This window comes from Staphylococcus sp. TE8, from assembly GCF_000692055.1.
GTDB classification, from domain to species: Bacteria; Bacillota; Bacilli; order Staphylococcales; family Staphylococcaceae; genus Staphylococcus; species Staphylococcus capitis.
On record NZ_JMGB01000002.1, the window covers coordinates 539,096 to 551,019 of the forward strand.

6 protein-coding genes and 1 pseudogene are annotated in these 11,924 nt (G+C 36.0%); all 7 read right to left on the reverse strand.

The window, feature by feature from the left end:
- Window positions 1–7: 7 nt before the first annotated feature.
- On the reverse strand, window positions 8–2,398 hold the full coding sequence (gene secA2, locus CM54_RS08935; RefSeq protein WP_095323985.1) for an accessory Sec system translocase SecA2: 2,391 nt from the start codon (window positions 2,396–2,398) through the stop codon (window positions 8–10).
- A complete protein-coding gene (gene asp3, locus CM54_RS08940; protein ID WP_030062701.1) occupies window positions 2,391–2,963 on the reverse strand; it encodes an accessory Sec system protein Asp3 in 573 nt (190 codons plus the stop codon). Before asp3 ends, secA2 begins: the two co-directional genes overlap by 8 nt.
- Window positions 2,950–4,509, reverse strand: a complete 1,560-nt coding sequence (gene asp2, locus CM54_RS08945) for an accessory Sec system protein Asp2 (protein WP_037550696.1) — start codon at window positions 4,507–4,509, stop codon at window positions 2,950–2,952. Before asp2 ends, asp3 begins: the two co-directional genes overlap by 14 nt.
- Window positions 4,493–6,061: an accessory Sec system protein Asp1 gene (asp1, locus tag CM54_RS08950; protein WP_037550698.1), complete on the reverse strand. Its 1,569-nt coding sequence runs from the start codon at window positions 6,059–6,061 to the stop codon at window positions 4,493–4,495. The genes asp2 and asp1 overlap by 17 nt, the downstream gene beginning before the upstream one ends.
- A 10-nt stretch (window positions 6,062–6,071) precedes the next feature.
- On the reverse strand, window positions 6,072–7,271 hold the full coding sequence (gene secY2, locus CM54_RS08955) for an accessory Sec system protein translocase subunit SecY2 (protein WP_023350957.1): 1,200 nt from the start codon (window positions 7,269–7,271) through the stop codon (window positions 6,072–6,074).
- A 146-nt stretch (window positions 7,272–7,417) separates the two neighbouring features.
- Window positions 7,418–7,912, reverse strand: a complete 495-nt coding sequence (locus CM54_RS13135) for an LPXTG cell wall anchor domain-containing protein (RefSeq protein ID WP_371277645.1) — start codon at window positions 7,910–7,912, stop codon at window positions 7,418–7,420.
- Window positions 7,898–11,924 (reverse strand): annotated as a pseudogene (locus CM54_RS13140) (hypothetical protein); the annotation flags it as partial. The gene CM54_RS13135 and the pseudogene CM54_RS13140, both read right to left, overlap by 15 nt.

Here is an 11,924-nt window from a genome sequence, read left to right on the forward strand (position 1 = left end):
TCTTTATTTATGGAAAATGGATGACCATATCATCAGATTTATCGAATGTTAGAATACTTAAGCATAAATTTCGAATGATTTTTCTTTTGATGTCCTTCGCCATTAATTCATACGTTTCTAAAGCAACTTTGTGATATTCATAAATGATGTTTCGTTGACCATTTTGTCGATTATTGACACTTGCTTTAAGTTGTTGCAAGTTATCCACTTGTTCTATCCACTCACTATCAATTGCTTTTATAAAGGACTTTTGTAAAAAACGGCGTTTTAAGTATGGGTCAGATACTTCTTTCAGATTATGATTAAGTTGTTGCTTAAACTGTTTTATTAAAAACTGTATAACCTCTTCACGATTTTTAATGTCTATATTTGAAACAGTTTCATTAAAAACAAAACTTAAATTTTTATAAATGTAATTAATCAGTGCTTCTTCGTTGATTAACTTTTTGTATTTAATATCATTCGCAAAGACGTCTCGCGCTAATTGTTCAAAGTTAAAGTCCTCAAAGTGTTCTCTCTCAAGAATTTGATCTCTTAAGTCATAAATTTTTTCTCGCTGAATACTAATACTTTTTTCAAATTCATTAGCCATTTCTCTATTAACCATGGCAGTTTCTTCAGAAACCCGTTGCGCTTTATTAACGATTGACTTCACTCGTCTTTGGAATAGTGTACTATTTTCTAATTTTGAAGATTCCAACGATAGTAGTTTTTCATTTCCCACTAAATTAGAATTACTCCAACGTTTTACTAAATAATCATCTAATGATACGAAAATTTGAGAATACCCTGGGTCTCCTTGACGTCCTGAACGCCCTCTCAATTGACGGTCTACTCGGCTATTTTCCATGTGCTCATTAATTATGACTGCTAATCCACCAATTTCGAAGACATCTTTAGCTAATTTAATATCAGTACCTCGTCCAGCCATACTTGTCGCCACTGTTACCGCTGATAATTGCCCAGCTTCTGCTATCATTTGTGCTTCTTTCGCAACATTTTGTGCGATAAGCAAGTTGTTAGGTATGTCTTTTTTGAATAATTGCTGTGAGAAATATTCTGCAGCTTCAGCTGTTCTAGTAATAAGAAGTACTGGTTGCTGTGTGCGATGAATATCAACGACACTTTTTAAAATCGCTTCATTCTTAATATTTCCATTCGCAAAGACTCTATCTGGACGATCGTCACGTTTAATTGGACTATTAGTTGGGATTTCTACCACTATTTTGGAATATAAATCGAAGAATTCTTTTTCCCCTAGTTTACCGGTCCCTGTCATTCCGGAAAATTGATTAAATTGTTTAAACAAGTTTTGGAATGTAATCGTCGCCATCACACTCATATCCCTAGAAATCTCAACATCTTCAATCGCTTCAATCGCTTGATGTAAACCTGACTGCAGTTTAGTACCCTGCAACATGCGCCCTGTTATCCTATCAATTAACACGATTTCACCATCAAAGATAAAATAATCCAAATTATACTTAAATAAATACTTTGCACGAAGCGATAAGTTGATAATTCTGACTAAATCAAAATGTTGATTCTCGTACATATTATTTACTTTAAAGTAATGATTCGCCGCTTCTATCCCTTCTTCAGTTAACCAAACTTCCTTTTTATTAAATTTCACTTGAAAATGAACATCCTCTTCAAGTGTTTCTACAAATGATTTAACAATATGAAATAAATTAGATTGTACACGTGGTGCACCTGAAATAACGAGTGGTGTTTGAGCTGCATCTAAAATAATTGAGTCGACCTCATCAATAATTGCAAAATTTAAGTCTGGTAGAAATTTAGCTTGTATATCGTCAGCCAAATTATCAATTAAATAGTCGAAGCCAAGACGACCGTTCGTCGTATAGACGATATCATGATGATATAGATGATACTTCTCATTTTCTTCATATTCATAGTTTGGTATATCGACGAAGCCAAGAGATGCGCTAAGGCCAAGCCATTCATATAATGGTTTCATCTCTTGATAATCACGTTTCGCAAGATATTCATTAGTAGTAATAAGGTAGGCACCTTTTCCTGCGAGCCCGTTTAAATACAGTGGCATCGTAGCCGTTAAAGTTTTACCTTCACCCGTTTGCATCTCAGCAATATTACCTTGGTGCATGACAATTGCTCCAAGTACTTGAACATCCTTTGGATACATTCCAAGCACACGTTTCGACGCTTCACGTACAGTGGCATACGCTTCAGGCAATAACTTGTCCAAGGTAGTTTTACTAGATTGTAACCGTTCTTTAAATTGTAGCGTTTTCGCTTTTAATTGTTCATCTGTATAGTTCGCATATTCCTTGCTTAATGAATTAATTTGCTTTAAAGATTTACTCACTCGACGCAATCTCATGTTGTTAATGATTGTGTTAATACCGCTATTCACGGTTTTCACCTCCAGCATCGGAAAGTGCATCCAAGTCATACGTTCTTGCATTTTTTATCACACGATTCATAATTTCAAACTTCTCTTTAGTGTTAATGCCTTTTGCAGTACTTGGGTTACGGTATGTCCCATCTCCTAGTTCCACAATCGTTATATTTTGAAAGTGAAGATGATCCATTCCAGCATTAACTAACTCCAACTGATAAGAATGCGCTTCTAACGGATAAACGATTTCTTCTTCCTTATTTTTAATAATTTTGTATTCAAATTGTTCTTTGTTTTTACGATAAAACTTAATTTTGAAATAGGCTGCTCCTTCAGGCTCAACTTGAAAATTAAATTTAAATAAGTAACGATGTCCTTTTTTTAATATCGGAAGTTTAGGACTCACACGATCTTCTGTAAAGTTCGTCAGCATATACCAATTGTGAATCACTGTACCTGAAGGCATGAGTGGATTTTCAAAATAAATATCATCATTATTAAAATGTAACTTAGTGCCATACATAAATGTAGTTAAATTGACTAATCGCCATTTCACTTCAAATTGTTTAGCTTCTTGCATGTGATTCTCTCCCAAATTGTTGTGCCATGATTAAATGATAAAAATTGATAAACCAGTTAGTAATTGTCGAAGAATCATCATTATGTCTCCCTGGTACACTTCTACTCATTACACGCGCATATTGTTTTGTAAGTACTGGTAATAATTCATGAAAGGCATTGATATCATAATCATCGTGCTCCATATATGCAATCGAAAATGTTGTCTGGGTGAGTTGACTGTTGTGTATTTGATTCCAAAATTTTTGATCAAGTTGGTTGATTTCATTTTCAGAAATACCGCCTTCATTAGATCTTAAAACATCTAAAGATGTACCAAAGTCGTTAGGACGGACTAGCTTCATATTATTAGCAATCGTTCCGACATTAATCAATGGTTTACCTACTATCACTGCTGCCGGCTGAAGTCGTGTCGCATAATATAAAGCACCAAAAGATCCCATTGATAATCCTGAAAGTATCAATTGGTCATGGGTAAAACCTAAATAATCTAACGCACCCAGGATGACATCTTTAATGCCATTCTCATAATCTTCAGATCCTAAATAAAAGGCCCCACCCTCAATTCGAGGATCACTAATTAAAATGAAAGGTGCATTCAAACGGTTCATCATAAAGAAACCTTCGAAGCCTTCAGCAGTTCTATAGCCACTAAAATACACATTCAATGGTGGTTTAAAATCACCTGGATTGAAGTAATGAAAGAACTCATTACGGTTTTTATCGCTAAACCGTTGTCCTCCTAGAATAAATTGACCTAATTCCAACCTAGACCAACGCTTGTGAATTGAACCTACAAACAACGTACCTTCTCCTTGCGCTTTGAGAGAAATACTCACATTAGCTTTATACGGTCTCACAGGCAACTCTATCGGTTGGTCTAATTCATTCTGTTCAAAGATGAATGTTTCAACTGGTTGCTCAGTAGAGTAGACCGGTATCATACGTAGCGTATACTGTATCTTAACTTCACCTTCAATTTTAAATTCTGGCCATATTTGATTGACTTTATTTTCATCAGCAATAATGTTTCGACTCCATGTGACAAGAGGTGTAAGTTGGTCGCCAAAGTTTCCCGAAATCTCTAACGATTCATTACCGTTAAATTGGTATTTTCCAATAAACGCTGTATTTACACGACAATGTATAGGTGTTACTTTATCACCATATTGCCCAGGAAATGTTATCGCCTGTAATTTCTGATGCAAATCTTCCTCATTATCATACTTGAGAGGTTTGATAAAATTTTGCTGAACGACCTTTTCTTCTTGAAAATGCACATCCCAATATGCCTCGTCTATCACCGTGTTATAGGGCGTGCTAACGATTTTGAATAAATTGATAAGTGACTCAGAGTACGGCGCTTGTGTAAACACAAAATCAAATGCCCCGTTTTGTTCTATAAGAGCTTCTACTGCTTGGAGATAACCACTTTCAAAATCAAATACAGCCGTATCTATATAATCCCATTCGACTTCTCTTTTATTTTCAAAAAGGTTTTCTAAATCATTCCCTCCAATTTGGAGTACTTTAAATGTACGTGGCATATTTATCATCACCTTCAAACAATTGATTAATTTGATGAATGATATTTATAGAACTAAATTCATCTACTAATCTCATGGAATATGCATACGAATAATTCCACTTTTTTAAATGTACTAAAAAATAATCTAAAGCTGAGACGATTTGAGAAATATCTTTTATGATTAAACCATTCTGTTCATGTTTAACATAATCAGTCCCTCTATAATTAACTTGTGGCACACCTGCGCCTATACAACAAATTTGTAGAAAAAGGTCGGGTTCATTTGATAAATCGACAACTAACCTTAAATTGGAGATAGCTCTAACAAAGTCTTCTGAAAAAGGTACATACTCCAATTCTATGACCGTTTCTTTTTTTATTTGTGATGCCAATATATCCTCAATTTCATCAGAATGTTCTTGTTTTTCTTGGTGGTACGTATCATTGAGTCGAGCAATTTCTTCCATTAACCAATCGTTTGGATCATTCTTGTATTTGGTAAGTAATTTTAACTTGAAATGATCTTTTTGTTGTATATATTGAAATAATGAAGTTAAAATCACTCGCAATTCATGTTTAGGTAATTGATCTATCCATAATCCTACATACGTATCATAGAGTTGACTACTTTTATTAGATATCGTTTGCGCATCAAAGGGCGTTACTCTTAATAAATGTAGATGCGTTTGAGACTCCTTAGCATAACGTTGAATCTCTCTCTGATTGTCTTGCGTATCGACCAGACAATAGCGTGCTTGAGAGATTGAATCAAATAGTTCAGGCGTCACTTTCTTATTTCGCTCTGTAAATACTGCAAAACATAAAGAAGACTCATCTATCGTATGAGCCATCACTGAATTGTGTCTTTCATCTGATGCAACGATGATTAAGTCATCTTTTTTAATCTCTCTTTCGGCATACTCTTTAAACTTTTCTTCAATTAAATCTGCCATAGTTGCATAAGTTGTTTGTTTAAAATTTGATTGGAATTGCTCCTTAATTGTCACTGTTTTATTTCTCAAATCTTCTTTAAATATTTCTTCTCCTTTGATTGAGAAGTAATGTTTCATTTTACTTTGACCCGTCTCAGTATATGTTCTAACCGCTGAAATAAAACCTCTATCATCAATGACATAGCGTCGTTGGATTATATTGTGTTGAAAGTCTTCTATCCACATTAAATATCCTTCTTGACTAAAGTGTATCTTTGAAAAAGTATGTTCCCCTGTGACCGCCTGAATTTGATAAGGAGTAAATATAAATTCTGTATTTTCAGGCCACGCTAAATCTCGATAATCAATTGCCTGTGGGGTTTGATGACTAACACCTTGAATATCATCAAACACTGACCAATAGTTAGTTTCAAACAAATCATATCTGTGAAGGAAAGTTCTGAGATAAGGACTGAAACTAAGTATCATCAACTGATAATCCACATTATTTTTACTATGCATTGTCATTAAACTGATCATATCATCAAAGTCTGTGTATTGACGCTTTTGATAGAAAGGTACTGATGTACTTTCCCACCATTTATCATGACTATACCATGCAGGAATAAATCGCTTCATAATTTCCTCCTTACCAATATTTATCTAATATTTGCTTGTAACCATCAAAATATAAATACGCACGCAGTGTTTCTGCGATATTAATACCTATATAAACAAAGACAATCAATTGAATCGAAAAGTAAATTTCTTCAAATAAATGTGGCACAAGTAATGAACAATATAATGGAATAGCTAACACAATAGCTACAATGATTGAACCAGACCAACATACACGGCGTGCTTTTTGTGATAAAAATCGTGTCGTATGCTTACCTGGATATATCCCCTCAAAATAATTTCCGTTTTTAAGAAATTCTTTCGATTTACGTCGCGTATTAATTAAAAATCGTGATAAGACATACCCTAATACGATTTGCATCAATAAATAGATTGTAATACCTATAGGGTTTGAAAAACTGAAAATAGTCGTCTCAAAATCCTTATCTACGGCAAGTCTACCTATGAGATTAACTATATTATTCTCAAGTATGAAGATAGATAAACTCATCATTATCGTTATACTTCCTGCCGGATTTAACTTCCACGACAAATAAGTTGGTGTATCCTTTGAAGAAATATTCATAATATCATTGTATTCTAAGCGATACTCTGACCGTTCTATAAAGAGTAAGATGAAGAGTATCAAAGCCAATGAACAGATGATAATGACCAATAGTATTGGATTTAAATTTAATTTAGCAAAATGACTATTGAACATTGATTTAACAAGGCTCATTAATACAATTGGCATAGGTCCAGCAATACCGTATGTGGTATTTTGGTCAGCTAACCATACTAAAAATAACGTTCCTGTAATTAAGACAAGTAACAATATAAAAATATTTGTATCAGTTATCGCCTTTTTATTAATAAATGAATGTATGATATAGAATCCCTGAATCGTACTTAAAAGAAGTGTTAATAATCTTTCTTTAAAATGACGTTCCACGCGCGTTTGCGTTTTCACTTTATCTTCATTTTTATAATTCATTAGGGTAATGATAATCATTGAGCTTAACCACGGTCCAAGTCCTAGTGAAAAAATATTCAATGTATTTAAGTCTCCACCGACATTGGAAATTGCTAGCTTAAAGAATGAATCCTTATGTTGTTTAATTGCTTCATTACCGACAATAGAAATATTACTGCCAAGTATGTAAATAATTAAAATGAAACATGTAAATAATATTCTTTTATATAGAATTTTATATTCAAATTCTTTCAACATATTTTCACCCTAATCAAATGGTTTATTTCATTTTCAAATGATATCAAAAAGGCTAAGGAGATAAATAAATTAGTTTTACTTGTAATAGTAATCATTTTATTTATATTACCCTAGCCTTTTTAATATTAAGTAACTAATCGCTATGATTAATCTTCATTATTTTTTCTATCTTTATTTTTGTCTTTTTTAGATCTTCTAATTAATCCTAAACCAGCTAGCATTGTTAATACTAATGAAACTAATCCGCCTCTATTTGTTTCATCTTCACCAGTATTAGGTAATGCTTTGTCATTTTGTTGATCTGAATGTTTTCTACCATGTTGAGTCACTTGATTATGATTGTGTTCATTTTCAGAAGTGAAATTAGATTCTTTATTCGACTGATTAGAATTAATTAATTCTGAAGAATCCATACTACCACTAAGATGTTGTTCACCTGGATTTTGGTGACTAGGTTTGAATCCACTAGGATCCACAAGCGAACCTTGATGGTTTGAAGAATCCGAGTTGCTTGTAGATGTCGATGTGCTTATTGATTCAGACGTACTTGTGCTCATTGAAGTACTATCTGAGTCGGATGTGCTCGTAGATGTACTTAAACTATTAGAAGTGCTATCGCTGGTTGACGTTGATCTACTCATTGATGCGCTATCTGATGTTGAGTCACTTTCTGATGTCGATGTACTGTCTGTTGAGCTTCCTCTTTCAGAGTTGCTCATACTTGTTGAATCGCTAATTGATGTTGACATGCTATCTGAACTTGATGTGCTACCTGACGTAGAGACACTTTCTGAACTTGATGTGCTACTAGAGTTAGAATCACTGACTGATTGAGAATTTGATGTTGAATCACTGTTTGAAAGCGATACGCTCGTCGATGTCGAATCACTTAAGGAATCTGATGTTGATGTACTTAGTGATTCTGAACTACTCATTGATGTTGAAGCACTGATTGATTCTGAAGCCAAGTATGATGGTAAATCAAATTCTGGCAACGATGTGCTAGTCGGTTCAACCATCGAGGATGAGAATTGACTCTTAGATGATATTGACTCACTTTCTGATTCAGATGTACTCATACTTGTTGAATCGCTAATTGAAGTGCTTGTGCTTATAGATGTACTTCCTGAGGTAGAATCACTTAATGAGCCTGATGTACTGTCACTTAGCGAATTACTATTACTTAATGATGACGATATCGAGTCACTTAGTGATGTGCTAGTACTGTTTGAGTTACTTAGACTTGTGGATGCGCTGTCGCTTGTTGATGTTGATGTGCTTTCTGAGTCTGAAGTGCTTGTTGATGCGCTTGCACTTGATGAGTCGCTTTGTGACGTACTTAAACTATCTGATGTTGATGTACTTAGTGATTCTGAAGTACTTGCGCTAACTGAAGTACTACCTGAGGTACTTGTTGAGTCACTTAATGACTCGCTTGCACTGTTTGAAGTACTCATCGAAGCACTTGTACTACCTGAGTTACTTAGACTTGTTGATGTACTGTCGCTTATTGATGCGCTTGCACTTGATGAGTCGCTTTGTGACGTACTTAAACTATCTGATGTTGATGTACTTAGTGATTCCGACGTACTTGCGCTAATTGAGTTACTATCTGAAATACTTATTGAGCCACTTAATGACTCGCTTGCACTGTTTGAAGTACTCATCGAAGCACTTGTACTATCTGAGTTACTTAGACTTGTGGATGTGCTGTCGCTTATTGATGCGCTTGCACTTGATGAGTCGCTTTGTGACGTACTTAAACTATCTGATGTTGATGTACTTAGTGATTCCGACGTACTTGCGCTAACTGAAGTACTACCTGATGTACTTGTTGAGCCACTTAGTGACTCGCTTGCACTATTTGTAGCACTCGTCGAAGTACTTGTACTGTCTGAGGTACTTAGACTTGTTGATGTTGATGTGCTTTCACTTGATGAGTCGCTTTGTGACGTACTTAAACTTTCTGATGTTGATGTACTTAGTGATTTCGACGTACTTGCACTAACTGAAGTACTACCTGATGTACTTGTTGAGCCACTTAGTGACTTGCTTTCGCTATCTGAATCACTCATCGAAATACTTGTACTATCTGAGTTACTTAAACTTGTTGATGTACTGTCGCTTGTTGACTCTGATGTACTTTCTGATAATGATGTACTCGCACTGCTTGAGTCACTTAATGATTCACTTGTACTGGCTGAATCGCTTATGCTCGTAGAAGCTGACGTACTTGCGCTTGTTGACTCTGATGCACTAGCGCTAGCAATGGATTCACTTATTGACGTGCTTGTGATATCTGAGTCACTCGTGCTCACTGATGTTGACGTGCTTGCACTTGTTGATCCACTTAGCGATTCACTTATACTACTTGAGCCACTCTCGCTTGCTGAAGTTGATGTGCTAAGGCTAGTTGAATCGCTATTGGATTCACTTGTTGAGTCTGACGTACTATCTGATAATGATGTGCTTGTACTACTTGAGTCACTTTCTGATGAACTTGTACTGCTTGAATCTCTCATGCTCGTAGATTCTGACGTACTTGCACTTGCTGATTTGCTCTCACTCGCTGAAGCCGAAGTGCTTACGCTATCTGCTTCACTCGCACTTGTTGATGTACTTTCTGACATGGATTCATTTTCCGAATCCGATGAGCTCATTGACTCTGACCTACTATTTGATAATGACGTACTCGTTGATGTGCTTAAGCTGTCTGATGTAGAAATACTTAATGAATCCGACGTGCTTGTACTTTCTGATGCACTCACTGATTCTGATGAACTTGTTGACTCTGAGGTACTGTTAGATGTTGACGTACTCTCACTCGTTGAGCCTGATGTACTCTCACTGCTAGAGCTACTTAATGATTCACTTGTACTGCTTGAATCGCTTGTGCTCACAGAGGCTGACGTACTTGTGCTATTTGAAGTACTAATACTCGTTGAAGTTGATGTGCTTGCACTAGCTGAGTCGCTCTCTTTAGTTGAGTTACTCTCACTCGTTGATACTGACTCGCTTTCTAAAATAGAATCGCTTGTTGATTCTGATATGCTCGTTGATTCTGACGTACTGCTAGATAATGATGTACTTGCACTTCTTGAGTCACTTTCTGATTCACTTGTACTACTTGAATCACTTGTGCTCGTAGAAACTGATGTACTTGCGCTTGTTGACTCTGATGCACTAGCGCTAGCAGTGGATTCACTTATTGACGTGCTTGCACTTGCTAAGTCGCTTGCACTTGTTGATCCACTTAGCGATTCACTTGTACTGCTTGAGCCACTCTCGCTTGCTGAAGTTGATGTGCTAAGGCTAGTTGAATCACTTTCTGATTCACTTGTACTGTTTGAATCTCTCATGCTCGTAGATTCTGACGTACTTATGCTATTTGAAATACTAGTACTCGTTGAAGTTGATGTGCTTTCACTTGATGAGTCGCTCTCTCTAGTTGAGTTACTCTCACTCGTTGATACTGACTCGCTTTCTAAAATAGAATCGCTTGTTGATTCTGATATGCTCGTTGATTCTGACGTACTGCTAGATAATGATGTACTTGCACTTCTTGAGTCACTTTCTGATTCACTTGTACTACTTGAATCACTTGTGCTCGTAGAAACTGATGTGCTTGCGTTTGTTGACTCTGATGCACTTGCACTAGCAGTGGATTCACTTAATGACGTGCTTGCACTTGCTGATGTACTCTCAGAGAAAGATTTGCTTTCTGAATCTGATGTGCTTGTTGATTCTGAAGTACTATCTGATAATGATATACTCGCACTTTCTGATTCACTCGTACTTGTTGAAATTGACCTACTCTCCCTAATCGAGTCACTTAGTGATTCGCTTGCTTTACTTGAATTACTTGTACTTATTGAGACAGATTCACTGCCTGATTCTGATGTACTTAGTGAATCAGACACGCTTACGCTTGTTGAATCACTCTCACTTGTTGATAATGACGTACTAGCAGATTCTGAATCACTTATTGATGTGCTTTCACTGTCTGATGTACTAGCACTGCTTGAGCCACTTAGTGATTCACTTGTACTACTTGATTCACTTCTGCTTGTTGACTCTGATGTACTTTCTGATAATGACGTACTTTCACTTGTTGAATCACTTTCTGATGTGCTTGTTGATTCGTATGTACTGTCAGATGTTGAAGCACTCTCTGATTCACTTGTGCTTGTTGATGTACTTGTGGAGTCACTACTTGATGTGCTTGTTGACCCAGATTCACTTTCTGATGTTGATGTACTGAGTGATTCAGACGTACTTGCGCTTGTTGAATCACTCTCGCTTGTGGATTCAGATGTACTTTCTGATTCTGAACCACTTATTGACGTGCTTTCTGATTCACTTGATGAGTCTGATGCACTTGTTGACTCTGACGTACTGTTAGATGTTGATGTACTTAGTGATTCAGACGTGCTTGCGCTTGTTGAATCACTCTCGCTTGTGGATTCAGATGTACTTTCTGATTCTGAATCACTTATTGACGTGCTTTCACTTTCTGAATCTGATGCACTTGTGCTTGTTGACTCTGATGTACTATCTGATAATGACGTACTTTCACTTGTTGAATCACTTTCTGATGTGCTTGTTGATTCGGATGTACTGTCAGATGTTGACGTACTGAGTGATTCAGACGTG

Excerpts from the sequence above, each read along its gene's own strand:
- asp2 (WP_037550696.1), bottom strand. The coding sequence starts at position 4,509 with ATGCCACGTACATTTAAAGTACTCCAAATTGGAGGGAATGATTTAGAA.
- asp3 (WP_030062701.1), bottom strand. The coding sequence starts at position 2,963 with ATGCAAGAAGCTAAACAATTTGAAGTGAAATGGCGATTAGTCAATTTA.
- secY2 (WP_023350957.1), bottom strand. The coding sequence starts at position 7,271 with ATGTTGAAAGAATTTGAATATAAAATTCTATATAAAAGAATATTATTT.
- asp1 (WP_037550698.1), bottom strand. The coding sequence starts at position 6,061 with ATGAAGCGATTTATTCCTGCATGGTATAGTCATGATAAATGGTGGGAA.
- CM54_RS13135 (WP_371277645.1), bottom strand. The coding sequence starts at position 7,912 with ATGAGTAGATCAACGTCAACCAGCGATAGCACTTCTAATAGTTTAAGT.